Annotated in this window: 24 protein-coding genes and 1 pseudogene; 14 read left to right on the top strand and 11 right to left on the bottom strand. The window is 73.8% G+C overall.

From position 1 onward, the window contains the following. The first annotated feature begins 11 nt into the window (after positions 1 to 11). Positions 12 to 359: an ArsR/SmtB family transcription factor gene (locus FB388_RS22395; protein WP_142104169.1), complete on the top strand. Its 348-nt coding sequence runs from the start codon at positions 12 to 14 to the stop codon at positions 357 to 359. Further along, the gene (locus FB388_RS22390) at positions 343 to 864 is read left to right on the top strand and encodes an SRPBCC family protein (protein ID WP_246122285.1); all 522 of its coding nucleotides are present in this window, start codon (positions 343 to 345) and stop codon (positions 862 to 864) included. Before FB388_RS22395 ends, FB388_RS22390 begins: the two co-directional genes overlap by 17 nt. Positions 865 to 870: 6 nt before the next feature. Here the strand turns inward: FB388_RS22390 and FB388_RS22385 are convergent, their stop codons facing one another. Next, complete coding sequence (locus FB388_RS22385) at positions 871 to 1,920, bottom strand: NAD-dependent epimerase/dehydratase family protein (protein ID WP_142104167.1); 1,050 nt, start codon at positions 1,918 to 1,920, stop codon at positions 871 to 873. Between the two features lie 108 nt (positions 1,921 to 2,028). Between FB388_RS22385 and FB388_RS22380 the strand changes: the two genes are divergently transcribed. The 3 genes from FB388_RS22380 to FB388_RS22370 all read left to right on the top strand — a co-directional run bounded on the left by FB388_RS22380 (position 2,029) and on the right by FB388_RS22370 (position 6,445). After that, positions 2,029 to 3,822, top strand: a complete 1,794-nt coding sequence (locus FB388_RS22380) for a thiamine pyrophosphate-requiring protein (RefSeq protein WP_142104166.1) — start codon at positions 2,029 to 2,031, stop codon at positions 3,820 to 3,822. Positions 3,823 to 3,877: 55 nt separating this feature from the next. After that, complete coding sequence (locus FB388_RS22375; RefSeq protein ID WP_142104165.1) at positions 3,878 to 5,113, top strand: FAD-dependent monooxygenase; 1,236 nt, start codon at positions 3,878 to 3,880, stop codon at positions 5,111 to 5,113. A 171-nt stretch (positions 5,114 to 5,284) separates the two neighbouring features. After that, positions 5,285 to 6,445, top strand: a complete 1,161-nt coding sequence (locus FB388_RS22370) for a trypsin-like peptidase domain-containing protein (protein WP_142104164.1) — start codon at positions 5,285 to 5,287, stop codon at positions 6,443 to 6,445. Positions 6,446 to 6,458: 13 nt separating this feature from the next. Here FB388_RS22370 and FB388_RS22365 read toward each other — a convergent pair whose 3' ends face one another. Next, complete coding sequence (locus tag FB388_RS22365) at positions 6,459 to 7,844, bottom strand: MFS transporter (protein WP_142104163.1); 1,386 nt, start codon at positions 7,842 to 7,844, stop codon at positions 6,459 to 6,461. 88 nt (positions 7,845 to 7,932) lie between these two features. Between FB388_RS22365 and FB388_RS22360 the strand changes: the two genes are divergently transcribed. Further along, positions 7,933 to 8,412: a MarR family winged helix-turn-helix transcriptional regulator gene (locus FB388_RS22360; RefSeq protein WP_142104162.1), complete on the top strand. Its 480-nt coding sequence runs from the start codon at positions 7,933 to 7,935 to the stop codon at positions 8,410 to 8,412. A gap of 57 nt (positions 8,413 to 8,469) precedes the next feature. On the opposite strand, the gene FB388_RS22355 is transcribed toward FB388_RS22360, so the two are convergent. The 4 genes from FB388_RS22355 to FB388_RS22340 form a co-directional block, all read right to left on the bottom strand. Continuing rightward, positions 8,470 to 8,691 carry a DUF397 domain-containing protein gene (locus tag FB388_RS22355; protein WP_142104161.1) on the bottom strand — a complete coding sequence of 74 codons (222 nt, stop codon included), beginning with the start codon at positions 8,689 to 8,691 and terminating at the stop codon, positions 8,470 to 8,472. Between the two features lie 21 nt (positions 8,692 to 8,712). Continuing rightward, entirely contained in the window at positions 8,713 to 9,534 is an 822-nt protein-coding gene (locus FB388_RS22350) for a helix-turn-helix domain-containing protein (protein ID WP_142104160.1), read from the bottom strand. 117 nt (positions 9,535 to 9,651) lie between these two features. Next, positions 9,652 to 10,749: a PTS fructose transporter subunit IIC gene (locus tag FB388_RS22345; protein ID WP_142104159.1), complete on the bottom strand. Its 1,098-nt coding sequence runs from the start codon at positions 10,747 to 10,749 to the stop codon at positions 9,652 to 9,654. A gap of 16 nt (positions 10,750 to 10,765) precedes the next feature. Then, positions 10,766 to 12,076 (bottom strand): MFS transporter, encoded by a 1,311-nt coding sequence (locus FB388_RS22340; protein ID WP_211362168.1) that lies wholly within the window; start codon positions 12,074 to 12,076, stop codon positions 10,766 to 10,768. Positions 12,077 to 12,302: 226 nt separating this feature from the next. Between FB388_RS22340 and FB388_RS22335 the strand changes: the two genes are divergently transcribed. Then, entirely contained in the window at positions 12,303 to 12,644 is a 342-nt protein-coding gene (locus FB388_RS22335; RefSeq protein ID WP_142104158.1) for an MmcQ/YjbR family DNA-binding protein, read from the top strand. Here the strand turns inward: FB388_RS22335 and FB388_RS22330 are convergent. Continuing rightward, positions 12,641 to 14,491 (bottom strand): heavy metal translocating P-type ATPase, encoded by a 1,851-nt coding sequence (locus FB388_RS22330; RefSeq protein WP_142106204.1) that lies wholly within the window; start codon positions 14,489 to 14,491, stop codon positions 12,641 to 12,643. The genes FB388_RS22335 and FB388_RS22330 overlap by 4 nt on opposite strands. Before the next feature lie 136 nt (positions 14,492 to 14,627). Between FB388_RS22330 and FB388_RS22325 the strand changes: the two genes are divergently transcribed. The 3 genes from FB388_RS22325 to FB388_RS22315 all read left to right on the top strand — a co-directional run bounded on the left by FB388_RS22325 (position 14,628) and on the right by FB388_RS22315 (position 16,697). Continuing rightward, the gene (locus FB388_RS22325) at positions 14,628 to 14,948 is read left to right on the top strand and encodes an ArsR/SmtB family transcription factor (RefSeq protein WP_281290456.1); all 321 of its coding nucleotides are present in this window, start codon (positions 14,628 to 14,630) and stop codon (positions 14,946 to 14,948) included. Between the two features lie 176 nt (positions 14,949 to 15,124). Further along, positions 15,125 to 15,742, top strand: a complete 618-nt coding sequence (locus FB388_RS22320; RefSeq protein ID WP_142104157.1) for a hypothetical protein — start codon at positions 15,125 to 15,127, stop codon at positions 15,740 to 15,742. Between the two features lie 409 nt (positions 15,743 to 16,151). After that, positions 16,152 to 16,697, top strand: a complete 546-nt coding sequence (locus tag FB388_RS22315; protein WP_142104156.1) for a CBS domain-containing protein — start codon at positions 16,152 to 16,154, stop codon at positions 16,695 to 16,697. Between the two features lie 49 nt (positions 16,698 to 16,746). Here FB388_RS22315 and FB388_RS22310 read toward each other — a convergent pair. Beyond that, a pseudogene (locus FB388_RS22310) lies at positions 16,747 to 18,192 on the bottom strand (RNA polymerase sigma factor); the annotation flags it as partial. A 205-nt stretch (positions 18,193 to 18,397) separates the two neighbouring features. On the opposite strand from FB388_RS22310, the gene FB388_RS22305 reads away from it, so the two are divergent. After that, a complete protein-coding gene (locus FB388_RS22305) occupies positions 18,398 to 19,291 on the top strand; it encodes an inositol monophosphatase family protein (RefSeq protein ID WP_142104154.1) in 894 nt (297 codons plus the stop codon). A 35-nt stretch (positions 19,292 to 19,326) separates the two neighbouring features. Here the strand turns inward: FB388_RS22305 and cei are convergent, their stop codons facing one another. Continuing rightward, positions 19,327 to 19,986 carry an envelope integrity protein Cei gene (gene cei, locus FB388_RS22300; RefSeq protein WP_142104153.1) on the bottom strand — a complete coding sequence of 220 codons (660 nt, stop codon included), beginning with the start codon at positions 19,984 to 19,986 and terminating at the stop codon, positions 19,327 to 19,329. Further along, positions 19,983 to 21,092: a phosphotransferase family protein gene (locus tag FB388_RS22295; protein WP_142104152.1), complete on the bottom strand. Its 1,110-nt coding sequence runs from the start codon at positions 21,090 to 21,092 to the stop codon at positions 19,983 to 19,985. Before FB388_RS22295 ends, cei begins: the two co-directional genes overlap by 4 nt. Before the next feature lie 248 nt (positions 21,093 to 21,340). Between FB388_RS22295 and FB388_RS22290 the strand changes: the two genes are divergently transcribed. Then, entirely contained in the window at positions 21,341 to 21,643 is a 303-nt protein-coding gene (locus FB388_RS22290) for a DUF4193 domain-containing protein (protein ID WP_142104151.1), read from the top strand. A 95-nt stretch (positions 21,644 to 21,738) separates the two neighbouring features. Here the strand turns inward: FB388_RS22290 and FB388_RS22285 are convergent, their stop codons facing one another. Beyond that, positions 21,739 to 22,227 carry a DUF3093 domain-containing protein gene (locus FB388_RS22285; protein ID WP_142104150.1) on the bottom strand — a complete coding sequence of 163 codons (489 nt, stop codon included), beginning with the start codon at positions 22,225 to 22,227 and terminating at the stop codon, positions 21,739 to 21,741. Between the two features lie 92 nt (positions 22,228 to 22,319). Between FB388_RS22285 and dut the strand changes: the two genes are divergently transcribed. Both dut and FB388_RS22275 read left to right on the top strand, forming a co-directional pair. Further along, complete coding sequence (dut, locus tag FB388_RS22280; protein WP_142106202.1) at positions 22,320 to 22,781, top strand: dUTP diphosphatase; 462 nt, start codon at positions 22,320 to 22,322, stop codon at positions 22,779 to 22,781. Next, the gene (locus tag FB388_RS22275; protein ID WP_142104149.1) at positions 22,781 to 25,327 is read left to right on the top strand and encodes a DUF3710 domain-containing protein; all 2,547 of its coding nucleotides are present in this window, start codon (positions 22,781 to 22,783) and stop codon (positions 25,325 to 25,327) included. Before dut ends, FB388_RS22275 begins: the two co-directional genes overlap by 1 nt. The last annotated feature ends 1 nt before the right edge of the window (position 25,328 follow it).

Below are 25,328 nucleotides of genomic sequence, written 5' to 3'. Positions count from 1 at the left end.
ATGTTTGTCACATGGCTCGAGCGGCGACGACGACCGACGCGTTCAACGCGGTGGCCGAGCCCCGGCGGCGGCAGATCCTGGAGATCCTCGCCGCGGGGGAGCGGTCCGTGAGCGATCTCGTCGCAGCGCTCGGTCTGGCGCAGCCGTTGGTCTCGAAGCACCTGCGGGTGCTGCGCGAGGTCGGTCTGGTGCGGGTGCGCGAGGAGGGGCGGCAGCGGCTCTACCGGCTCGAGGGCGGGCCGTTGCGGCCGATCCACGAGTGGGTCGGCGGGTTCGCCTGGACGTGGGAGCGGCGCTTCGAGCGCATGGACGAGGTACTGATGGAACTGGAGGACGACGATGGTGGCACTGAGCGATAGCGGTCTGGGCAAGAGCGGTCTGGGCAGTAAGGGCACGGCGGTCGTGACGACCCCGACCGACACGCAGATCCTGATCACCCGCGAGTTCGCGGCGCCTCGGCGCTCGGTCTTCCGGGTCCTCACCGAGCCGGAGCTGATCAAGAAGTGGTGGAGCGGTGGCTTCGGCGAGGTCGTCATCGCCGAGGTCGACCTCCGGGTCGGTGGCCGTTGGCGCTACGTCATGACGGCCGACGGCCACGAGGTCGGCTTCCACGGCGAGTACCGGGAGGTCGTCCCCGGTGAGCGGTTCGTCTGCACGGAGATCTACGAGGGCGTCCCCGGCGGGAGCGCGCCCGCGCTCTGCAGCTACGACCTCATCGAGGAGGACGGGCGCACTACGCTTCGCCTGCTCACCGAGATGGCCTCGAAGGAGGACCGGGACGCGCTGCTGGCCTCGGGCATGGAGGCCGGTGCGCAGGCCGGGTACGACATCCTGGAGGAGCTCGCGATCTCGTTGCCCGAGTAGCTCGGTCTACGGCCGCGTGCCGACGCCCGTGGCCACCTCGTGGGCGCGCAGCGGCCCGCTGGTGGCCGGGGCGAGCGGCGGGGTGTCCATCCCGGCCCCGTCGCGCAGGCCGGCGAGGAACTCGCCGATGGCGGCCAGTGAGGTGTGCCGCGGCTGCCAGTCGAGCTCGGTGCGGGCGCGGGCGACGCTCATGATCGGCACTCGGAGCACGGCGTCGAACAGGTGGGGCGAGGCCGGGACGAGCCGCAGCTGCCACGCGGCCGCGAGGGCGGCGCGGACGGCCGGGGTGGGCAGCCGTACGACGCGGGCGTCGAGCAGGCGGGCCAGCTCGTGCGCGTCGACAACCGGGTCCGCGGCGATGTTGAACGCGCCGCGCACGTCGCGCACCACGGCCCGCCGGAAGGCGTCGGCGGCGTCGAACGAGTGCAGCGCCTGGAAGCGCAGCCCCGGCAGGTCCGGCACGACCGGGATGAACCTCGACCGGGCGATCGCGTTCGGCAGCAGCGGGCCGGCGAACAGCCTGCGCTGCTCGGTGGCCGCCTCCCGCTTGAAGACGAAGCCCGGGCGCATCCGCACGACCCGTAGCTGCGGGTGCTCGGATTCGAGCCCGTCGAGCACCCGCTCCAGGTAGGCCTTCTCGCGGGTGTAGCCGGCGGTCGGCCACCCGTCGGTCGGCCAGCTCTCGTCGACCTCCCGGTCCTTCGGGCCCGGCGAGTACGCGCCCACCGACGACGCGTACACGAGTGCGCGGACGCCGGCCTCCGCCGCGGCCCGGAACACCCGGATCCCGCCGAGCGCGTTGACCCGCCAGGTGAGCACGGGGTCGTGCGTGGGCTGGAACAGCCACGCCAGGTGCACGACCGCGTCCGCGCCGCGCAGGTGGCGCACGATGTCGTCGGAGGCGATGTCGGCGGTGGCCCACTCGACTCCGTCCGGTCGCCAGTCCGGGAGGCGCCGCGCGAGCCCGAGCACGGAGGTGACGGCGGGATCGGCGACGAGTCCCTGGACGAGGCTGGTGCCGATGTTCCCGGTGGCGCCCACGACGACGACTCGCATGCCGGAGGGGATCCCCCGACGGGGCCAGGGCAAACGGTGTCGCGCGCGCGGTCCGGGGTAGCCGGTGGGGGACGAGCCGTGAGCGAGGAGCAGTGGAGGCGAGTGCACGTGGCCGACTCAGTGGCTGACTACGTCCTGCGGAGGTTGCGGGAGTGGGGTGTCGAGCAGGTCTTCGCCTACCCGGGGGACGGGATCAACGGCCTGGTGGCGTCGTTCGGGAAGGCGGACGACCGGCCGCGGTTCATCCAGTCGCGGCACGAGGAGATGTCGGCCTTCGAAGCGGTCGGGTACGCGAAGTTCTCCGGCCGGGTAGGCGTCTGCATGGCCACCTCGGGTCCGGGGGCGATCCACCTGCTCAACGGCCTGTACGACGCGAAGCTGGACCACGTGCCGGTGGTCGCGATCGTCGGGCAGACCGAGCGCAGCGCGATGGGCGGGTCCTACCAGCAGGAGGTGGACCTGCAGGCCCTGTTCAAGGACGTGGCCAGCGAGTACCTCGTGGAGGTCAACGTCCCGGAGCAGCTGCCGAACGCGGTCGACCGCGCGTTCCGCACCGCGCTGACCCGCCGCGCGCCGACGGCGATCATCATCCCGAGCGACCTGCAGACGCAGCCGTACGCACCGCCGCAGCACGCCTTCAAGCAGGTGCCTTCCAGCGAGCCGGGAATCGTGGCGCCAACGGTTGTGCCCGCCGAGGCGGAGATCGCCCGTGCCGCCGAGGTGCTCAACGCCGGGCAGAAGGTCGCCATCCTCGTGGGGCAGGGCGCGCGCGGCGCGGCCGCCGAGGTGGAGCAGGTGGCCGACGTCCTCGGCGCAGGCGTGGCCAAGGCGCTGCTGGGCAAGGACGTGCTGTCGGACGAGCTGCCGTTCGTCACCGGGTCGATCGGGCTGCTCGGCACCCGCCCGAGCTACGAGCTGATGCGCGACTGCGACACGCTGCTGATCGTCGGCTCCAACTTCCCCTACAGCCAGTTCCTGCCCGAGTTCGGGCAGGCGCGGGCCGTCCAGATCGACCTCGACGGCACGATGATCGGGATGCGGTACCCGACCGAGGTGAACCTCGTCGGCGACGCGGGCGCCACGCTGCGTGCGCTGCTACCGCTGCTGGCCGGGCCGACCGACCGGGCCTGGCGGGAGGTGGTCGAGTCGAACGTGGCGCGCTGGTGGGACACCATGCAGCGCGAGGCGATGGTGGATGCCGATCCCGTGAACCCGATGCGGATCGTGTGGGAGCTGTCCGAGCGCATCCCGCCCCACGCGATCGTCACGGCCGACTCGGGGTCGGCCGCCAACTGGTACGCCCGCCACCTGCGCATCCGCGGCGACATCCGCGGCTCGCTCTCGGGGACGCTCGCCACGATGGGCGCCGCGGTGCCGTACGCGATCGGGGCGAAGTTCGCCCACCCGGACCGGCCGGTGATCGCGCTCGCCGGGGACGGCGCGATGCAGATGAACGGGATGGCGGAGCTGCTCACGATCGCCCGCTACGCCGAGCGCTGGTCCGATCGCCGCCTCGTCGTGTGCGTGCTGCACAACAACGACCTCAACCAGGTCACCTGGGAGCTGCGGGCGATGGGCGGCTCGCCGAAGTTCACGGAGTCGCAGGAGCTGCCGGACGTCTCCTACGCCGACTTCGCGCGCGGCCTCGGCCTTGAGGCCGTCACCGTCACCTCCCCGGACGAGTTGGGGCCGGCCTGGGACCGCGTGCTCGCCGCCGACCGACCGGCCGTCCTCGACGTGTACTGCGACCCGGAGGTCCCGCCGATCCCGCCGCACGCCACGTTCGAGCAGGCGAAGCAGGCGGCCCAGGCCGTCCTGAAGGGCGACCCGGAGGCGTTCCACCTGGTCGTCGAGGGCGTGAAGACGAAGCTCCAGGAGGCGCTGCCCGGCCGGCGGCGATAGGGGAGGGCCCTCCACCCGCTACCGTCCGGGGACGGCACGGCGAGGAGGGCCATCAGTGAGCCTCGGATCGGCGAGCGCAGGCGGAGCAGGCCCGAGGCCGCGGATCCTCGTGTCGGGCGCGAGCATCGCGGGTCCGGTGCTCGCCTACTGGCTCAGCCGCTACGGCTACCCCGTCACCGTGGTCGAACGCGCCCCGACGCTGCGCAAGACCGGCGGGCATCCGGTCGACCTGTTCCGCCCGGCCATGGAGATCTCCGAGCGGATGGGGGTGCTCCCTCGGATCGAGGAGCTGGTCACCGGCACGAAGCGGCTGGTCGTCACCCGGGAAGGTGCGGCGGGGCCGGTCGAGATCGACCTCGGCAAGCTGTTCGGCGCGGCCTCCGACCGCCATGTCGAGATCATGCGCGACGACCTGAGCGAGATCTACTACGACGCCGCCCGCGACGACGTGGAGTACGTCTTCGGCGACCGGATCACCGCGATCGACCCGGACGGTTCCGTCACCTTCGAGAACGGTGGGCACCGCCGCTTCGATCTCGTGATCGGAGCCGACGGCCTGCACTCCGGGGTGCGCACGCTCGTCTTCGGTGACGAGGCCCGTCACGTCCACCTCGCAGGCGCCTACATCTCCGTGTCGTCGGTCCCGAAGGAGTTCGGCCGGGCCGGGGAGATGCGCATGCACACGGGCCCCGGGCGCGCGGCCGTGGTTCAGACCGCGCAGCACCTGACCGACGCGCGAGCCGCCTTCCTGTTCCGTCGCGACCACGAGCTCGACTACCACCACCGGGATGCGCCGCGGCAGAAGGAGGTGCTGCGCGAGACGTTCGCCGGGATGCACCCGGAGGTCGACCGGTGGCTCGACCAGCTGGCGGTCACCCCGGCGTTCTACTTCGACTCGATCACCCAGCTCCAGCTCGACCCCTGGTCACGCGGCCGCGTCACCCTCGTCGGCGACGCCGCGTACTGCCCGGGACCCGCCGTCGGCGGCAGCACCAGCCTCGCCGTCCTCGGCGCCTACGTCCTCGCAGGCGAGCTGGCCCTCGCGGGCGGCGACCACGAGCGCGCCTACCCCGCCTACGAGCGGGAGATGGGTGAGCTGGTCCGGCGCAGCCGCGCGTTCGCCCGCGGCGTCGCCAGGACGCTCATCCCGAACTCGGCACTGGGCGTCCGGGCGGTGGTGGGCGGTGCGCGCCTGATGTCGGCCCTGCCCACGGCGATCGGCCGCGCCATCGCCAAGGCCAACGACAAAGGCCTGCGCCTGCACGACTCGATGCGGGTCAAGGACTACTGACTCCACTCATCGAGTACGGACTTCACACGAAGCGGGTCTTGTGTGAAGTCCCCATGAGGTGCGCGTAGTACGGAGCCGCAGGCCGGTCACGAATGTCGCGGAACCCGTGCGCGCCGGCCTGGCGAGGGGCACACTCGGGGGCATCATCGAGGCTTTGGGGGGAACTGCAGCGTGAGATCCGTTCGGAAGGTGTCGACCGGGGCGCTGGTGGCGCTGGCTGCCATCGTGGCATCCGTGCTGCTCACCGGCGCGGCGAGAGCCGACGAGCCGGCGCCCCCGCCGCCTGCGCTGAACGGCCTCATCGACCCGGCTCTGCTGCAGTCGGTGCAACAGTCGATCGTGGGCGTGGTCGTGATCTGGGAGGAGCCCCAGGACCCGTTCGCCCTCGCCCCGGCGCCCGCGCCTGCGCCCGGCGAGGACGAGCTGCCCGTCATGACGATCTGCACCGGTTGGTTCGACAGCCCGACCACGATCGTCACGGCCGGTCACTGCGTCGACCCGAAGGAGGGCCGGCAGGCGCTCGACAGTCGCAGCGGCCCGGCCATCGACCCGACCACCGGTGCGCCTGCGGCGAACCAGCCCGCGCGCGCGGAGCCCAAGCGCACGGTCTGGGCGTTCCAGCCGCGTGAGATGCAGGGTGCCGTCATCACGGCGCCGGTCATCGTCCGGGTCGACAGCTTCCGCTCGGCCGACGAGGGCGACACCGCCAAGCTCGAGATGTACGGCCTGCCGCCTGCGAAGCCGTTGCCGATCGCTCCGGACGAGCCGCAGCTCGGGGAGACCGTGACGTCGATCGGGTTCCCCGGGCTGAACATCGACTCCACCGACGGCGTCGACGTCAAGGGGCTCGTGAGCGGCGGCAAGACGCCCGCCGAGGTGCTGCAGGACTCCCGGCTCCAGCCGGTGAACACCAGCGGCACGATCACCGCCCGGCAGTTCCGCCAGGGCGTCGCGGTCTACCAGATCAACGCCGACCTCGCCGAGGGCATCTCCGGTGGGCCCACCATCAACGCGCGCGGCGAGGTCCTCGGGATCAACAGCCAGATGACCGTGCCGTTCCTCGGTCAGAACTTCAACGTCATCACCGACACCGGGATGCTGCGCGACTTCCTCGGGCAGGGTGCCCCCCAGCCGGGAGCCGCCGCGCCGGCCAACGAGCCGAGCCAGGTCGCGATCGAGAACACCGCGGGCGGGAGCGGCCAGGCCGCACCGCTGACGGTCGTCATCGCGCTGGTCGGCGGGGCGATCCTCGGCGCGATCCTCATGTGGCTCTTCGCGCGCCCGAGGACCTCCCGGAGGACGACGACCGGCACGCCGGCCGATCCGGCCTGATCGAGCCGAGCGGCTACCAGCGACCCCGCTGGTTCGGGATCCGCATCGCCAGGACGACGGCGCCACCCATCACCGCCGCGAGGACGAGGAACGCGGCGGTGTTGGCCGCAGCGGGGTCGGTGGCGGCCGAGGTCACGGCCGTGACCACCGAGACCGCGATGATCGCCCCGGCCTGCCGGAACAGCACCCGGAGGCCCGAGACCGCCGCGGCCTGCTCCGGCACGAGGTGCATCCCCGCGTTGGCCGAGGACGGGGCGGCGAGGCCCATCCCGAACCCCATCACCGCGGCGCCGAGCGAGAGCCAGAGTTCGGGTCCGGTGTGCACGGGTGGGAGGCCGGTGATCAGCAGCGAGACCGTGATCGCGGCCATCCCGGCGAGCAGGAGCGGCCGGTGTCCGAGCCGGCGCAGCAGCCCGACGGCCAGCGCGGACAGCGCGATCATGAAGACGGCCCGGACCGTGAGCAGGCCACCGGAGGCGATGGGCGTCATCTGGTAGCGGATCTGGGCGTAGTGCGGCAGCAGCGCGGAGAACCCGATCACCGCGGCGCCGAACAGGACGTTCATGACGTTCATCAGGCCCAGCCGCTGCCCGGTCAGCAGCCGGGGCGAGACGATCGGGTCGGGGTGCCGGTGCAGGTGCCGCAGCAGGAACCGCCCGGCCACCAGCGCGACGGCGGCGGCGCCCACCACCGACGCCGGTCCGGTCCACCCCTCGCCGAACGAACCGATGCGGGTGATCGCCACCATCCCGGACAGCAGCAGCGTGGTGAGCCACGCGATCCCGCCGACGTCGACGCGGGCAGGCGCCGTGCGGGGCGTCTCGCGGATCAGCACCCGCCCGAGGCAGATCAGCAGGACCCCGACCGGCACGTTGATGAAGAAGATCTCCCGCCACGACGCGAACGTGAGGATGAGGCCGCCTGCCAGCGGTCCCAGGATCGCGCCGATCGGGAACGCCGTGCTGAAGAGCGCGATCGCGCGGTCGCGGTCGCGCCCGAACTCGGCGGAGACGATCGCGGTGGCCACCGGCAGCAGCGCGCCGCCCGCGAGCCCCTGCAGGAACCGGAAGACGATCAGCTGCGCCGTGCCGGAGGAGAGCCCGCAGAGCACCGACGCCACCGTGAAGGCGGCGACGGCGAGCAGGAACACGCGCCGGGCGCCGAACCGGTCGCCCATCGGCCCGGCGAGCGGCAGGACGAGGATCTGCCCGACGGAGTAGATCGTGATCGTCCAGCCCGTCCAGGCGAGGCTCGCGCCGAGGTCGTTCTGCATGGCCGAGAGTGCCGTGGCCACCGAGGTCTGGTCGATGGCGTGCATCAGCATCGCGAGCACGACGGTGGCGAACACCAGCCAGCGGATCAGCGCCCGGCGCGGTGCGGCATCGACGGTCACGGTCACCGGATCCCTCCCGCTAGTTGCTTGACGGCAAGCAATCTAACACTCGGGTGTCCGCTCGTGCTGCCGTCCGCCCTGGTTTCATGGGCAGATGCAGGGCGGAGGGTTGGGCGCGGCCTTCGACACCGAGGCCGCGGTGCGGCTGCGGCGCGTGATCGGCAAGCTCGCGCGCTCGATGAACGAGTCGGCGTCGAGCGAGGAGCTCACCCCCACCCAGGCGTCCGTCCTCGGGGTGGTGGTCGCGCGCGGCCCGATCCGGATCTCCGCGGTGGCCGACCTCGAGGGCGTCAACCCGACGATGCTCTCGCGCGTGATGGGTGTGCTGGAGCAGAAGGGGCTGATCGAGCGCTCCTCGGCCACCTCCGACCAGCGCGGTGTGGTCGCCGAGGCCACGGTCGAGGGGCGCGAGAAGAGCACGCGGATCATGGAGCGCCGCACCGCGACCCTGCTCGCGGTGGTCGAGCAGCTCCCCGCGGAGACCGCGAGCGCGCTGCTGGCCGCCCTGCCCGCGCTGGAAGAGCTGACCGCCGCGTTCGCGGCGCGCCGGCCGACCCTCGCCCGCGAGGGCTGAGCCGCACTTCACAAAGGCAGTACCAACTTCACACAGGGCCCGCCCTGTGTGAAGTGCCTACTGGGTTTGTGAAGTGGCGTCGGCCCGGTCGAACTCGCGCGCGCGGACGGCTGCCAGGAACTCCGTCCACGACGACTCGGTGTGGCGGTGTGGGGGCAGCGCGCGGTTCTTCGTGTCGCGCACGGCTACCGCGGTGGGGAGGAACGCCACCTCGACGCATGAGTCACCGTTGCCGCCGCTGAAGCTGCTCGTGAACCAGCGGAGCTCGTCGTCGCCCACGGCCTTCTCCTTCGGACGGGCTCACCCCCCGGCCAGCCGGCGGATCAGCGCCTGCGACTCGGCCGGGTCGAGCGCATCTGACAGCACGCGCTCGAACGCAAGCCTAGCCCGGCTTACCTCCCCGGCCTTGTCGATCATCAGCGCTCCGACGGTGTGCTCGATGTAGGCCATGTCCGGCTCATCGAGCTCTCCGAAGTGGAGGATGCTGAATCCGGAGGCCAGCGCGGCGTGGGCACCGACGGCGGTCGGCAGCACGTGCAGGGTGACGGTGTCCAGCCCGGTGAGCGCGATCAGGTGGTCGAGCTGCTTGCGTAGCTCGTCCGGCCCGCCGACCGGGCGGTGCAGTACGGACTCGTCGATCACCGCCACCAGCTCGAGGGGATTGTCGGCGGAGGACAGACGCTGCTGGCGGTACATGCGGGCGGCAACCTCGTTGTCGAGCTGCTCCTCGGTGCGTCGCACCGGCACCGCACGCATCAACGCCCGGGCGTAGTCGGCGGTCTGCATCAGACCGGGCACGTAGCCGAGGGTGAAGATCTGGACGCGGCTCGCCTCGGTCTCGAAGGCGATGTAGCTGTTGTTGCCCAGACCGAAGGCCCGCCACCACCCGGGCTGCTGGGCCTCCCGGGCCAGGTCCAGCAGCTCGTTCCACCGGGTGCCCCCGGCGTCGTAGATGTCGAGCATGCTCTTCACCCAGTGCACGTCGATCATGACCTGGGCGTTCTCGACCCGGCTGAGCTTGCTCACCGAGAAGTCCAGCTGCGGCGCGGCCTGTTCCAGGGTGAGGCCGGACTGCTCGCGCAGCAGCTTCAGTTGCCTGGCCAGCACCCGACGCCGGATCATGGAACCCTCGTGCCGCGTCACGTGACCCCCCGCTGCGTCCTGGTCACGGATCGTGGCACAGGGGATCGCGGGACCGGGATTCCCGCTCCCACCTTTCCCGGCGTCGGGTCGGAGGAGCTACAGCTCGCTCTCCGTGCGCCGGTGCGCGGTGGCCTTCAGGGCGAGGACGGCCGCGGCCGACACGAGGGTGCCGGTGACGATCGCGACCAGGTAGCCGAGCGGGTTGCCGACCAGCGGGAGCACGAAGATCCCACCGTGCGGGGTGGCGGCGGCCACCCCGAAGGCGGCCGACAGCCCACCGGTCACCGCCGAGCCGGCCAGGAGGGACGGCAGCACCCGCAGGGGGTCGGCGGCGGCGAACGGGATGGCGCCCTCGGTCACGTACACCGCGCCGAGGAGCCAGGCCGCGCGCCCGTTCTCCCGCTCGGCGGGGGTGAACCACTGGCGGCCGACGGTGCTCGCGACTGCCATGGCGAGCGGTGGGGTCATCCCAGCGGCCATGACGGCGGCCATGATCGTCTGTGCCTCCGGGGCGCCGGTGGCCAGCCCGGCGACGGCGAACGTGTAGGCCGTCTTGTTGATCGGCCCGCCGAGGTCGACGGCCACCATCAGGCCGACGACCGCACCGGCCACCACGAGGCTGCCGGTGGAGAGGTCGGCGAGCCTGCTCGTCAGCGCACCGGTCAGGGCGGCCAGCGGGGTGCCGACGACGAGCCACATGACGGCGCCCGTGACCAGCGTGCCGGCGAGCGGCAGGACCAGCACCGGACGTAGCCCCGCGACGGCGCGCGGAGGGTGCCAGCGGGCCACCCACTCGACCACGACGCCTGCGACGACCCCGGCGACGAGCCCGCCGAGGAAGCCGGCTCCGGTCTGGACGGCGACGCTGCCGCCGACGAACCCGGGCACCAGCGCCGGGCGGTCGCCGATGGCGTGGGCGACGTACCCGCCGACCACCGGGACGAGGAGCCCGAAGGTGAGGGTGCCGAGCTGGTGCAGCAGCGCCGCCCAGCTGGTGGGGGCGAGCCAGTCGAAGCCGGCGGTCACCGGTGGGGCGGCGGCGACCGTGGGGCCGCCGAGTGCGTAACCGAGCGCGAGCAGCACGCCGCCGGTGACGACGAACGGGATCGCGTAGCTCACGCCCTGCATGAGCTTGCCGTGGATCGTGGCGAACCGCGGGATCGAGGTGGGGTGGGTCAGCGTGGGAGCGTCCATGTGAGGCCTCCTGTCGTCAGGTGGCGAGGGCTTCGAGGCCCGGGTACGGCCGCCGGTCGGTGGTGGGTCCGCTCAGCTGGGCGTGGAGCGCGCCGAGCTGCGCGGTGTGCCGGCGGAGGGCGGCGGAAATGCCGGCGAGCACGCGTTCGCCGCCGCCGAGGGCGGGCACGGCCAGCGCCGCGGCCACGGCGGCGAGCGCGGCGACCGCCGCGAAGGCGACGTGCAGCCCGACCGACTCGGCGACGATCCCGAGCAGCGGCGGCCCGCCGAGCAGCCCGGTGTAGCCGACGGTCGAGGCGAGGGCGACCCCGCCCGCCCCGGCGTGGGCACCGGCCCGGGCGATCGCGATCGGGAAGACGTTGGCCAGGCCGAGCCCGATCAGCACGAAGCCCGCGAGCACGATGTCGACGGCCGGTGCTGCCGCGACCAGCAGCGCCCCGGCGGTGGCGAGCAGGGCTCCACCGGTCACGACGCGGGTGGGGCCCAGCGCGTGCACGAGGGCGTTCCCGGCCAGCCTGCCGCAGGCCATGGCGAGGGAGAACCCGGCGTAGCCCGCGGCCGCGAGCACCGGGGTGGCGCCGATCTCCTTCAGGTGCAGCGCTCCCCAGTCGGTGACGGCGCCCTCGCCGAACGCGGTGGACCCGGCGATCACGCCCAGCAGCACGACGAGACCGCGGGTGGTGCCGCGCAGCGCCGGCTCGTCGCCGTCCCGCGTGGGCCGGCCGTCGGCGGCCAGCAGGACCGGCGCCACGGTCGTCGTCGCGAGCACCCCGAGCGCACCGACGACGAGCAGGTGCACGGCGGGTGGGGCGAATGACGCGACCGCCCCGCCTGCCGCGGCCCCGGCGAGCCCGCCGAAGCTGAACCCGGCGTGCAGCGACGGCAGCACGGGCCGGTGGGCCACGGCCTCGACCTGCACGCCGATGGCGTTCGCCGCCACGTTCAGCGTGCCGGTGGCGGCGCCGAACACGAGCAGCGCGACCGCGAGCTCTGGTACCGAGCCGGTGAGGCCGGGGAGGGCGAGCGCGGCGCAGGTGGCGATCGCGGCGGCGACTCCGGCCAGCCCGGGCCCGAGGCGGGCGCACAGCGCACCGGTCAGCTGCATGCTGGCCAGCGCGCCGAGGGAGACGCAGAGCAGGGCGAGCCCGAGCGCCGTCGGGCCTGCGCCGATGCCGGCTGCGACGTCGGGGATGCGGGAGGCCCACGAGCCGAAGACCGCCCCGTCCACCGTGAACAGCACGGTGGCGGCGATCCGGTGCCTGCGCACCGGGGGAGGGGTCGACCTGCGGCGGATCTGCAGGCGTGCGGGATCGAGGGGGAAAGGCATCGGGGATCCGGTTCCACGAGTTCGTCGGCTTCGTCCGGTCAATGGCGCGGCGACGGCGGGCACCTCGTTCCAGCATCCCCGCAAGCTGCTCCAGAATCGATCCAGAGAGCGGTGAGTCGCCTCACGGCACCGACCCCGATCCCGACGAGCGGCGCGTTCGTCGGATAGGTACCGACGAACGCCCCGCTCGTCGGAAAGTGTCAGGCCCCGAGCCCATACTCGGTGGATGGTCACGGTCGACGAGGTGCGGCGGCTGGCCCTGTCGCTGCCGCGCACCACCGAGCACCTCATCCACGACCGCGTGAAGTTCCGGGTGAAGCAGATCGTCTACATCGCGTTCTCGCGGGACGAGTCGGTGATGGGCTTCGCGTACCCGAAGGAGGAGCGCGACGCGCTCATCGCGTCCGACCCCACGAAGTTCCACCTACCGCGGTTCTCCGAGCAGCGGTACCACTGGGTGGAGGCGTGGACGGCCGCGCTCGACGAGGACGAGATGCGCGAGCTGGTCGTCGACGCCTGGCGCATGGTCGTGCCGAAGAGCGTGGCCGCGGCTCACCTGGGCCGCTAGCCGGCACGCCGCCACGCGGCCGCGCGCAGCAGGCGCAGGCCGTTGAGCGCGACCACCACCGTGGAGCCCTCGTGCCCGGCCACGCCGAGCGGGAGCGGCAGGGTGCCAACGAGGTCCCACGTCACGAGCGACGCGATCACCGTGGCCGCGATCGCGACGTTGGCCACGACCACCCGGCGGGCGCGGCGGGAGAGGCCGAGCAGGTTGGGCAGGGTGGTGAGGTCGTCGCGCACGATCACGACGTCGGCCGTCTCGACCGCCAGCGCGATGCCCCGCCCGCCGAGCGCCACCCCGACGTCGGCCGTGGCGAGCGCGGGGGCGTCGTTCACACCGTCGCCCACGAGCAGCACCCGCCGGCCTGCGGCCTGCAGCTCACGCACCGCGGCTGCCTTGGCGTCGGGGAGGAGACCGGCCCGCACGTCGGTGATCCCGACGGCGTCGGCGACCCGCTGCGCGGCGGCCGCGTTGTCGCCCGTGAGCAGGACGGGCGCCGTGCCGGTGAGCTCCGTGAGCCGGGTGACGGTGCCGGCCGCGTCCGGGCGGAGCCGGTCGACGAGCGCGAGCAGTCCGGCCGGACGGCCGTCGGCGATCACGGCGACCACCGTGGCGCCGCCCGCCTCCAATGTGGCGACCTCCGGGACACCGTCCAGCACCGCCGGTGAGCCGACGACGACGTCCGTCCCGCCGACCGTGGCGCGGACGCCGCGTCCGGGCACGGAGCTGAACCCCGTGGCCTCGGCGACGGGCAGCCCGCGTCGGTGGGCGGCCTGCACGATCGCGGCGGCGAGGGGGTGCTCGCTGGGGCGCTCGGCGGCCGCGGCGAGCGCGAGCACGGCGTCCTCGTCGAGCCCGCCGAGCGGCGTCACCGACTCCAGGTGCGGCCTGCCCTCCGTGAGCGTGCCGGTCTTGTCGAACGCGACGACGCCGGTGCGGCCCAGCGCCTCCATCGCCACCGCCGACTTCACGAGCACACCGCGCCGACCGCCGTTCGCGATCGCGGCCAGCAGCGGCGGCATCGTCGCGAGGACGACCGCGCAGGGGGACGCCACGATCATGAACGTCATCGCGCGCAGCAGCGTGGGCTCGAAGGCCGCGCCGAAGGCGAGCGGGATCGCGACCAGCGCGAGCGCGCCGGCCACCACGGCCACCGAGTAGCGCTGCTCGACGCGCTCGATGAACAGCTGCGTGCGCGCCTTGGCGGCCGAGGCCTGCTCCACCATCGCGGCGATGCGCGCCACCACCGACTCCGCCGCCACCCGCTGGACGACGACCCGCAACGCGCCGGTGCCGTTCACCGTGCCGGCGAAGACCTCGTCCCCGGGCCGCTTCGGGGTGGGCAGGCCCTCGCCGGTGATGGAGGCCTGGTCCACCTCGCTGGTCCCGGAGACGACGACCCCGTCGGCGCCCACCCGCTCACCGGGCCGGACGAGCACCATGTCGCCGACGGCGAGGTCGGCCACCGGCACGCTCGTCTCCGTGCCGTCGTCCCGCAGCAGCGTGGCGCGCTCGGGGGCGAGGTCGAGCAGCGCACGCACGGACTCCTCGGTGCGCCGCGTGACCACGGCCTCCACCGCGCCGGAGGTGGCGAAGATGACGATCAGCAGGGCGCCGTCGAAGACCTGGCCGATGGCGGCGGCGGCGATCGCGGCCACGACCATCAGCAGGTCGACGTCGAGCGTCCGTTCGCGCAGCGCGCGCAGCCCGGCCAGCCCGGGCTCCCAGCCGCCTGCCGCGTAGCAGGCGAGGTACAGGGTCCACCAGACCGGCGCGGGGGTGCCGGCCAGCTGGGCTGCGCAGCCGGCGGCGAAGAGCGCGAGCGAGGCCGCGGCCCACCGCACCTCCGGCATCGCGTGGATCGGTGCGCGGCGACGGGCCGGGAGCGCGGCAGGACGTTCCAGGGTGACCACGGCGAGGAACAATAGCTGCGCATATGCGAAGGTTCAAAGGCAGTCAGGTAGTTGTGGCCTCCGCTACCCTCGGAACGTGCACGGCACCCTGCCCGACTTCGACATGCCCGGCGACGACGAGGCCCAGGCCGCCGCCGAGCGCTTCCGGCTGCTCGCCGACCCCACGCGGGTGAAGATCCTCTGGGCGCTGTCGCAGGGGGAGACGTCGGTGGCCTGCCTCGCCGAGCTCGTGGGCGCCACTCCCACCGCGGTCAGCCAGCACCTGTCGAAGCTGCGCCTCGCCGGCCTGGTCCGGGGCCGGAGGGACGGCACGTTCGTGCACTACACCGCGGTCGACGCCGACGTGGCCGCCCTGCTGGCCGCGGCGCTGGGCGCGGCGACTTCACACACCCAGTAGGCACTTCACACACGGCCCGCCCTGTGTGAAGCCGGGGCTCGGTCTGTGAAGTGGTCGTAGACGGCCTGCAGTGCACGGGACCCGTTCTCGGGGGAACAGCCTCTTCGCCGTCCTGGACAGGGTTCGTGGCGCCTGGTCAGCCTTGCCCGGACGCAACCCCCACCACGAGGACGGCCATGAACCGCTTCGAGAAGGCCCTGTACGAGACGATGACGCCGACCGCCGAGCTGCTCGAACGCACCACCGAGCCGCTGCACCGGGCGATCCTGCTGAACTTCTGGCGGCACGTCCACCTGGAGGGATCGGGCCGGTTCGACGAGATCGTCGCGCCCGACATGATGGTGGACCATCCCGTGTACCGGGTCACCTGGGGCGCCCACCCGGCCGTGATCGAGGGCAAGGACGGCGTCGTCGCTTTCTACAACAGCGTCGGGAACTCCGTGCTGTGGAACTCCGACGACCGCATCGCCGTCGCCGACTGGGGCGTGGCCGACGAGCTCACCTTCCACCAGCTGGCCAGGGGCTCGGACCTGCGCGCCGTCGGATACGACGACGTCCCTGACCCGGACCGGCTCTACCACGTCTCCAGCCGCCAGGCCTTCGTCTGGCCGTACGACGAGCGCGGCCGCCTCGCGGGGGAGCACCTGTACGAGGACCCGACCAGCGTGCGGATCGAGGAGGTCGACCCCGCCGAGGCGATCACGGCCGAGCGGGTCCGCGAGATCCATCTGGAGCTCCTCGGCCGGCTGGAGGAGTCGCGGGGCGAGCGGTTCTGGGTGCTGGAGAACCAGTAGGGCCGGAGGCACGGTGCCGTCGGGTTCGCCCGGACGCGCGCTCCGAGCCGCCGTTCTGCCCTCTCGCGTTCAGGCCCTTCGACCCTGTCCGCCCGCCCGCCCGATGCGCGACGCTCATACCCGTCGGAGGAACGGGCAGCCTGCAGCCGCTGAGGGCCAACGGGGGGACGTGGCCGGCGCGGCGGGCCCGGCGCCCAGGACCGGGTGGGAGGGGTCGGAACGGGGCGCCTCCGGCCGGTCCGGGGCCGTACAGCCGTGCTGGGGAGCAACGGCTGCGCGGCCCCGGACTCGCCTCCGAGCTGCTGGTGCAGGTCCGGTGTCGGGACGCGGTGTAGCGGGAATCCGGGAGGGGCCGAGAGCCGGCGGTCAGCCGGTCGCCGAGCGACTGCGGAAGCAGGTGGTGAAGGCGGTGTCGATCGTGCGGGCCGGTGCCGCGTTGCTGCGTTCCGTGCTGCCGGGCACCGGCCGGGCGCGCATCCGAACGTGTGGAACGCTCGCCGGGCGGCTCGACGGGCTGGTCGCAGCCGACGTCATGACGCCCCGGCCCTACCTGGCGCCCGGGTGGTGGACGGTGCAGGCCCTCGTCGAGCACCTGCTCGGCCCCGACGGGCCCCGGTACCGGGTGTTCCCGGTGGTCGACGTCCACGGCCGCCTGCTCGGGCGCCTGCACCTCGCCGAGCTGGGCGCGATCGACCGGGACGCGCGCGCGACGACGACCGTCGCCGACGTCGCGCGTCCCGTGCCACCCGAGCTCGTCGTCGACTCCGGCATGCCGCTCGAGCAGGTCCTGCGGCGCCCCCACGGCCCGTGCCGCGAGATCGTCGTGCAGCACGGGGGCCGGGTGGTCGGCGTCATCGCCACGACGGATCTGCAGCGGGCGGCCGAGCTCGCGGCGCTGCGGTCGGACGCCTCCGAGCACGACGTGCCGTGGAACGGGTCGATCGGCTGGGAGTAGGAAGAAGGCCCCCCACGCCATGGCGTGGAGGGCCTCCTTCGAACCGTTCTCAGTCGAGGTAGTCGCGCAGCACCTGCGACCGCGACGGGTGGCGCAGCTTCGACATGGTCTTCGACTCGATCTGCCGGATCCGCTCCCGGGTGACCCCGTAGACCTGGCCGATCTCGTCCAGCGTGCGCGGCTGGCCGTCGGTGAGACCGAACCGCAGCCGCACCACACCCGCCTCGCGCTCCGACAGAGTGGCGAGCACCGACTGCAGCTGGTCCTGCAGCAGCGTGAAGCTCACCGCGTCGACCGCGACGACGGCCTCGGAGTCCTCGATGAAGTCGCCGAGCTGGGAGTCGCCCTCGTCACCGATGGTCTGGTCGAGCGAGATGGGCTCCCGGGCATACTGCTGGATCTCCAGCACCTTCTCCGGGGTGATGTCCATCTCCTTGGCCAGCTCCTCCGGCGTGGGCTCGCGGCCCAGGTCCTGGAGCAGCTCGCGCTGGATGCGGCCGAGCTTGTTGATGACCTCGACCATGTGCACCGGGATGCGGATGGTGCGGGCCTGGTCGGCCATCGCGCGGGTGATCGCCTGCCGGATCCACCAGGTGGCGTAGGTGGAGAACTTGTAGCCCTTGGTGTAGTCGAACTTCTCGACCGCGCGGATCAGGCCGAGGTTGCCCTCCTGGATGAGGTCCAGGAACGCCATCCCGCGGCCGGTGTAGCGCTTGGCCAGCGACACGACCAGGCGGAGGTTCGCCTCCAGCAGGTGGTTCTTCGCACGCTCGCCGTCGCGGACGATCCAGCGCAGGTCGCGGCGCATCTGCGGCGACACCTTCTCGCCCGCGTCGATCGCGCGGCGCATGCGCTCCGCGGCGTAGAGGCCGGCCTCGATCCGTTTGGCGAGCTCGACCTCCTCCTCCGCGTTGAGCAGCGCGACCTTGCCGATCTGCTTGAGGTAGGCGCGGACGGAGTCGGCGGACGCGGTGAGCTCGGCGTCCTTGCGGGCCTGCCGCAGCGCCTCGGACTCCTCCTCGTCCCAGACGAAGTCGGCGGACTGCTTCTGCTGGGAGCTGCGCGTGGTGGGGGCGCGACGGTTGGCGCCCGTGTTGGCGGGCTCGTCCTCCTCGTCGTCCTCCTCGGCTTCCTCGTCCTCGTCGTCGGCAACGACCTCGGGCACGTCGTCCGCGAGATCGGTGTCGAGCTCGACCTCGACGTCCTCCAGCTCGCCGACCTCGGCGTCAGCGAGATCGACCTCGCCCTCGAGGTCGGTGGGCTCGCCCTCGGCGGCGGGGTCGGCCTTCTTCGTGGACTTGGCCGCCGTCTTGGCGGCCCCACCCTTCGCGGCACCCGCGCGGGACCGGGTGGTGCCGGTCTTGGCGGGTGCGCTCGGCCGCTTGCCGGATCGGCGAGCAGGTGCGGGACCTGCCGCCTCGTCGACGGTCGGGTCGATACGGGTTGCGGAGTCTGCGGCTGCCACTAGGCCCTCTCGCTGCGTGCGCTCTATGGTGCGCCGGGAGACGTCGAGCTCCGGCTGCTGGACGAGATGTTGTTCGGTTACCTCGACGGATGGCGCTCGATATGGAGCTCGTGAAGCCCATCCCGCATCGGGGTACCGCACCATTGTAACTGCGCGTGCTCCGCACGTCCGAAGCTGCGCCCAGTGGCTGGTCCGCAGGCCTGGCGTGCGCGCGCCGGCGGTGCGATGTGGTCGGATGGTCACCGTGAACGAGGCCCGTCCCACCGCTCCGACCACTCCCGCTCACCCGGCCGTTCTCGCCGGCGACGAGCCCGCCGATCTGCGCCGCATCGCGGAGGACCTCGTGACCGAGGCCGCCGAGCACCTCGCGTCGCTGCCCCGGCCGTGGGACGAGCGCGGCGGCACGGGCGTGGCGACCAAGAGCACCCCCACGGACGTCGTCACCGCATCCGACCACGCGGTCGAGGTGCTCATCCGCGAGCGGCTCGGCGTGCTGCGGCCCGGCGACGTCGTGGTGGGGGAGGAGCACGGCAGCACGGCGGGCGAGTCGCGCACCGTCTGGCTGGTCGACCCCATCGACGGCACCGTGAACTTCCTGTACGGCATGCCCTGGTACGCGATCTCGGTCGCCGCCGTCCGCGACGGCGTGTCGGTGGCCGGCGCAGTGATGGAACCGGCCTCCGGGCGGCTGTGGAGCGCCGCGGCGGGCGCGGGCGCCACCTGCGACGGGCGGCCGCTGCGCGTGTCGGGTGCCACCGACGTGTCGCTGTCGCTGCTCGGCACCGGGTTCTCCTACCGCGCCGAGCGGCGGGAGCGGCAGGTGCGCATGATCGGCGCCATGCTCCCGCACGTGCGGGACGTGCGCCGGGCCGGTGTCGCCTCGCTCGACCTGTGCGCCGTGGCCGCCGGCTGGGTGGACGCCTACCTGGAGCACGGCCTCAACTGGTGGGACTGGGCCGCCGCAGCGCTGATCGCGCAGGAGGCGGGCGCGCTCGTGCGCACGCCGGGGCCGACGGGCAGCGTGCCCCCCGACGACGGGCTCGGCGCCGACGCGGTCTTCGCCGCGACGCCCGCGATCGCCGACGAGCTCGCCGCGCTGGCCCGCGAGCACGGCGCAGCGGAGGTCTGACCTCTCCACCGGTGTGCGAGCGCGCCGCGCGCCCGTCAGCAGTTGACGTTGCGCGCCTCCTCGACGAGCTCCGGGTTCACGGTGGGCTGGGTGGGGGCCGCGTCTGCGGCGTTCGGGTCCGCGTTGGCCGCGCCGTCGCTCCCACCACCGGGCTCGGTGAGCTGGTCGAGCGCGTCGCGTGCCGCGCGGGTCGGGTTGAAGTCGCCGAAGCCGGTGCCGACCGAGATGTCCACCCCGGCGTCCTGGCGGCCGTCGCGCACCAGCTCGGCGCAGGGCATCACGAGCGTGAGCGTGCTCGCCGCGGCCTCACCGGCCGCCCCGAAGCGCAGCTGGCCGTAGCACTCCAGGTTCTCGTTCGGGAACAGCGGGTCGTTGCCCGTGCCGTTGACGGCGAAACCGAGGTCGCGCAGCTGCGCGGCCACCAGGCTGGCCTGCCCGCGCTGCCCGCCCGCGTTGAGCACGCGCACCTCCACCGCGCCCGGCTGGGCCGGCGCCACCGGGTCGAGGGCACCGCTGGGCAGCACGTCGCCCGCGGGCGGGTTGGGCACCGGGCAGGACGACGCGCTCGAGGCGCCGCCCGCGTTGACGAGCACGACGGTCCAGGTGACGATCGCCAGCACTGCCAGCACGCTGACCACGACGAGCACCGGGCCGCGCCTGCGGCGCTGGTAGGGGCGGCTACGGGCAGCAGTCATCGGTCCAGTCCCTCCGCGAGCACGTGGTGGCCGAGCGCTACGAGCGGCGCGAGGCTGCCGTCGAGCCCGGCGGCCATCGACGCCGGCACCATCCCCGCCTGCACGCGGGCGAGGATGCCTGCGAGCACCACGCCCAGTTTGAACGCGCCGAAGGCGACGTACCACGGCAGTGGGGTGAGGTCGGCGCCTGAACCGGCGGCGTAGGCGGCGGCCACCTCGTCGCGGCGCAGGAAGCCGGGCAGCCGGGTGGGGCTCGGCAGGTACTGCGCGGCCCGCCAGACCGGGTGCTCGTCGTCCTGCTGCCAGTAGACGAGCAGCAGGCCCAGGTCGGCGAGGGGGTCGCCGAGCGTGGAGAGCTCCCAGTCGAGCACCGCGCGGATCCGTCCCGGCTCGTCGGCGTCGAAGAGGCAGTTGTCGAAGCGGTAGTCGCCGTGCACGATCGTGTGCCGCCGGGTGGCCGGCACGGTGGCCGCGAGCCGCTCGGCGAGCCGGGACAGCTCGGCCGCCGTGGCCGCGTCAGCGGGCACGCCGTCGCGGGCCTGCTCCCACTGCGTCACCCAGCGCCGCACCTGCCTCGAGAGGAAGCCCTCCGGGCGCCCGAAGCCGCCGAGCCCGACCGCGTCCGGGTCGACGGAGTGCAGTGCCACGAGGACGTCGACGAGCGCCGTGCTCGCGCGGCGGCGTTCGCCCTCCGTGCTCGCCCATCCGGGTGGTAGCTCCCGCAGCGGCACGACGCCCTCGACGAGCTCCATCACGTAGCACGGCGCGTCCACGGGCGGCCCGCCGTCCGCGGCCGCCAGTACGCGCGGCACCGGGACCGCGGTGCCGGCCAGGGCCGTGATCACGCGCCGCTCGCGGCCCATGTCGTGCGCGGTGGCCGCCACCCGGCCCACCGGCGGGCGGCGCAGCACGACGGCGCCCGCCGGGCTGTCCACGCGGTAGGTCAGGTTCGACCGGCCCGCCCCGATCGGCCGCAGCGTGCAGCCGCGCCAGCGCTCGTCACCGAGCACGGCGGCCAGCCACGCGCCGACGGCCACCGGATCGGCTCCGGGCGCCGGGCCGGGGCCGTTGCGCGCGCGATCGTCGCGCTCGGGAGGGACAGCCACGCCGCGAACCCTAACCGCGCATGTGGACGCCACCTCTGGGCGACACGGCCAGGGGTGTGGGCGGCGGAGCGCTGGGTTACCCTTCTGCGCCCCGAGGGGGAGCTCCAAATGCGCGGGCGCGATAGCGCATCACGGCCGCGAGCGGGGCTGGGTTGAGACGTGCGTCACAGAAATGCCGGGCACAAACCCCGGCCCTAGGGCGTTGTCCAGCCGCACGACGACTACATGTGTGTAAGAGGGTGGGAACGATGGCGACCGACTACGACGCGCCGCGGCGCAACGAGACCGACGACATGGCCGAGGACTCACTCGACGAGCTGAAGGCCCGTCGCAACGAGGCCCAGTCGTCGGTCGTGGACGTCGACGAGTCGGACACGGCGGAGAGCTTCGAGCTGCCGGGCGCCGACCTGTCCGGCGAGGAGCTCACGGTCAAGGTGCTGCCCAAGCAGGCGGACGAGTTCACCTGCGCGAGCTGCTTCCTCGTCCACCACCGCAGCCGGCTCGCGTCCAGCAGCGGCGGACAGTACATCTGCCGCGACTGCGCGGCCTGAGCAAACCGACCAAGGGGGAGCGAAACCGCCCCGGACCGCACGCCGGTTCGGGGCTGTGTCGTGTTCGGGGAACCCCGACCAGCGGCCAGTACCGGTCAGCGAAGCGCCTTGACCAGGGCGTCCGGATCGCGGGTGCTGACGATCCAGTACGGCGTGTCGCTGCCGGGATCCGTCACCTCGATGCGGACGACCGGGCCGATCCACGCCCGGTGCATCAGGAAGGCGGTGGGGTCGAGCTCCGGGCCCAGCGCCTCCTGCTTGCCTTCGCGCGGCACCACGTCGACGTGCCCCACGAAGCGCAGCGGCAGCCGAGCCGCACCCGCCCGGAGCTCGCCGTCGGCCTTGTCACCCGTCACCCGCACCCGGACGTGACCGAGCCACACCAACGCCCCGATGCAGAGCGGGATCGTGATCGCGTAGCCGATCCACGAGCGGACGCCGGGGTAGCCCATGTGAATCTCTGCGCCGAGCAGCACAGCCAGGCCGACGGCCGGCAGGTACCACCACAACGGCACGGACAACCGCTCGTCGAACCGAGGGGTGCCGGACGTCGCAGACGGGGTGGCCGACGGGTGCTCGCTCACGGCACCCGAGGGTAGCCTCGCCCGTCGTGCCCGGCCCCGTCGATGCTCCCCAGCGCGAGCCGCTCACCGCACCGCTCGTCGCGACCCCCACCGTGGAGGTCCTCATCACCCGGCTCGACGCCGGGCTCCCGGTGCCGTCCTACGCGCGGCCCGGTGACGCGGGCGCGGATCTGCACTGCACCACCGATGTCGTGCTCGCGCCCGGCGAGCGGGCCGTCGTCGGCACCGGCGTCGCCATCGCGCTCCCGCCGGGGTACGCGGGGTTCGTCCACCCCCGGTCGGGGCTGGCCGCCCGGGCCGGGCTGTCGATCGTCAACGCGCCGGGCACCGTCGACGCGGGCTACCGTGGCGAGATCCTCGTCTGCTTGATCAACCTCGACCCGCGCGACGAGCTGCGGCTGCGCCGCGGCGACCGGATCGCCCAGCTGGTGGTGCAGAAGGTGGAGCACGCCCGGTTCGTCGAGGTCGCCGAGCTGCCCGCCTCCGAGCGCGGCGCGGGCGGCCACGGCTCCACCGGCGGGCACGAGCGGCTGCGCAGCGGGGACGAGCCGTAGTGGCGCGACGCGTTCGGAGGACCACGGCCGTCCAGCTCGACCCGGACGGCGACGCAGACCTGCACGGGGGTGGGCTGGCCCTCGACACCGAGAGCCCGATCCCGCCCACCGGCCCGCACGACAGCGCGGACCTCGACCCCGAGGTCACCGAGGCGGCCGGCCTCGTCGACTTCGGGTCGATCCGCGTGCCCGTGCCCCCGGAGGGCACCGTCACCGTCGAGCCCACGGCGGGCGGCCGGATGCAGGCCGTCCACATCAGGATGCCGGAGGGTCGGCTGTCGGTGAGCGCGCTCGCCGCCCCGAAGAGCTCCAAGCTGTGGCCGGAGCTGGCCAACGAGATCGACGCCTCGCTGCGCGAGGGTGGGGCCCGGGTGCGGTCGTTCCGCGGGAGCTGGGGGCGCGAGCTGCACGCGACGTCCGGCGACGCCACGTCCGTGTTCGTCGGGGTGGACGGGCCGCGCTGGATGCTCTACGGGGTCGCGACCGGCCCGAGCGCGCACTCCGAGCTCCTCGACTCCGAGCTGCGCCGCATGCTGCGGGGCACCGTGGTGGAGCGCGGTAAGCAGCCCTACCCGGTGCGCACCATCCTGCCGCTCACCGTGCCCGAACACCTCGCGGCCGAGGCGGGGGAGACCCCTGCGGTGCCCGCGGCCGGCACCAGGAAGAGGTCGCAGACCAAGGCGGCGCCCGGGAAGTCCGCACCCGGCAAGACGGCACCCCCGAACTCGGACGCGGCCACCGCCGCCGCCAAGAAGGCCGCCGCGCGCCGAGCGGCCGCGCGCAAGGCCGCCGCGGCGGCGGCGCTGAAGGCGGCAGCGAAGGCGCTGGCCGAGCACGCCGCGGAGGACGGGCCCGACGCCGCGGAACGCCCGGACACGGCGCGTGCCGGGCGCAGCCGGTCCCACCCCGTCCCGGGGACGATCCCCACCGGGCCGGAACCGGACGCTCCGCTGCACGAGCAGGCGCCGTCCGCGCGCCGGGCCGCGGCCGCCTCCTGGCGCGAGCGCCCCGTGGTGCCGGAGAGCGAGGCGCCCCCGCCCACGGAGGCGCTGCCGGTCGCGCGCCCGTTCGAGAACCCGCCCGTGACCCAGGCGTTCCCCGCGGCCCGGGCCGGCCTGCCCCCCACCGAACCTGCACCTCCCACCGAGGCGCTGCGTGTCGTCGAGCCCGGTACCGGCGGGCGGCGCCGGTTGGGCGAACCCGCTCCGCCCCCGTCCGGGGGACGCCGCCACCTGCAGGATCCGCTGGGCGAGCCGTCCCACCCCGACGGGCGGCGCCGGCTGCGCGAGCCCGCGGCCGACCTGCCGCCCCCCGGAGCCCGGTACCGCGACCCGGAGGTTCCCGAGAGCGGGCGGCGGCGTCCCCCGGAGCCGCACGGCGCAGTCGGTGCGACGGCGCCGTGGGACCTCGGCGAACCCGACGGGCGGCGCCGGCTGCGCGAGCCCGTTGCCGACCCGGGGGTGCCGGCGATCGGCAGGCGACGCCCGCAGGAGCCATGGGACGAGGCGCCGCCCGCGCCCGACGCGGGGGTGTCCTCCGCCGGCAGGCGACGCCTGCGGGAACCGGCCGCGCCCGTGGCCGACCCGGGCGTGTCCGCCACGGGCCGCCGACGGCTGCGGGAGCCCGGCCCCGAAGGTATCGACGCGCTGGATCCCCGGTGGCCGGTCGACCCGCCCGCCGCGGACGCGGCACCGGGTGCGGCGGACGCCGGTCTCTCCGCGTCCGGTCGACGGCGCCTGCGGGAACCGTGGGAACCGGCAGCCCCGGTGGTCGACACAGGCCGGCGGCTGCGGGAACCGTGGGAAGAGGCCGGCCCGGACGATGGCCCGCGGCCGCGGGAGGCGGGCCTCGACGCACTCGACGGGCGGGGTGGACGGCGACGGCTCGACGAGCCGGCCGAACTGCCCGGCGCGGACACGGGCGTCTCCGGGACCGGTCGGCGGCGGTTGCGCGAGTCGTGGGACGGCCTGCCGGGTGCAGGTCCCCTCGAGCCGGCTCCGGGACCGCTGGACGGACCGGGCGGACGTCGCGGGCCGGAGCAGTTCGGCGAGCCCCGACCAGCCGCCGAAACCGGAGCCTCCGCGTCCGGTCGGCGGCGCCTGCGCGAGCCCTCGGACGGACCGCGGTCTGCGGCTGACACCGGTGTGTCGGCATCCGGCAGGCGACGGTTGCGGGAGCCGTGGGACGACGGGCCGGGCGGCCGTCGACGTCCCGATCCCGGTGCGGGCGAGGACCTGCTCACCGGCGCCGGCGGGCGGCGCCGCCTGCGCGAGCCGGAGCCGCCACCCGTGCGCGACGGATCCCAGACCGAGCCCTGGCTCTACGCGCCCGACGGCCCGCCGGAGGGGAGCGCCCGTCGCACCCTCGGTGCCGAGTACCTGATCGAGACCGGTGAGCAGGATCCCGGCTGGACATCCGCACTCGACGACTACGCGGAGCGGCGCGACGGCGGCCGGCACTCCGGTGCGAGCGACGCCACGGTCCGTCTCCAGACGCTGCTCGGGGAGCTCGACCCGAACCGCCCGAGGCGCCGCCACCGCCGCTGAC

Origin of the sequence: Pseudonocardia cypriaca (genome assembly GCF_006717045.1) — a bacterium.
In the GTDB taxonomy this organism is placed as follows: domain Bacteria; phylum Actinomycetota; class Actinomycetes; order Mycobacteriales; family Pseudonocardiaceae; genus Pseudonocardia; species Pseudonocardia cypriaca.
Note: the sequence above shows the minus strand (reverse complement) of the source record. Positions and strands in the feature narration are given on the sequence as shown.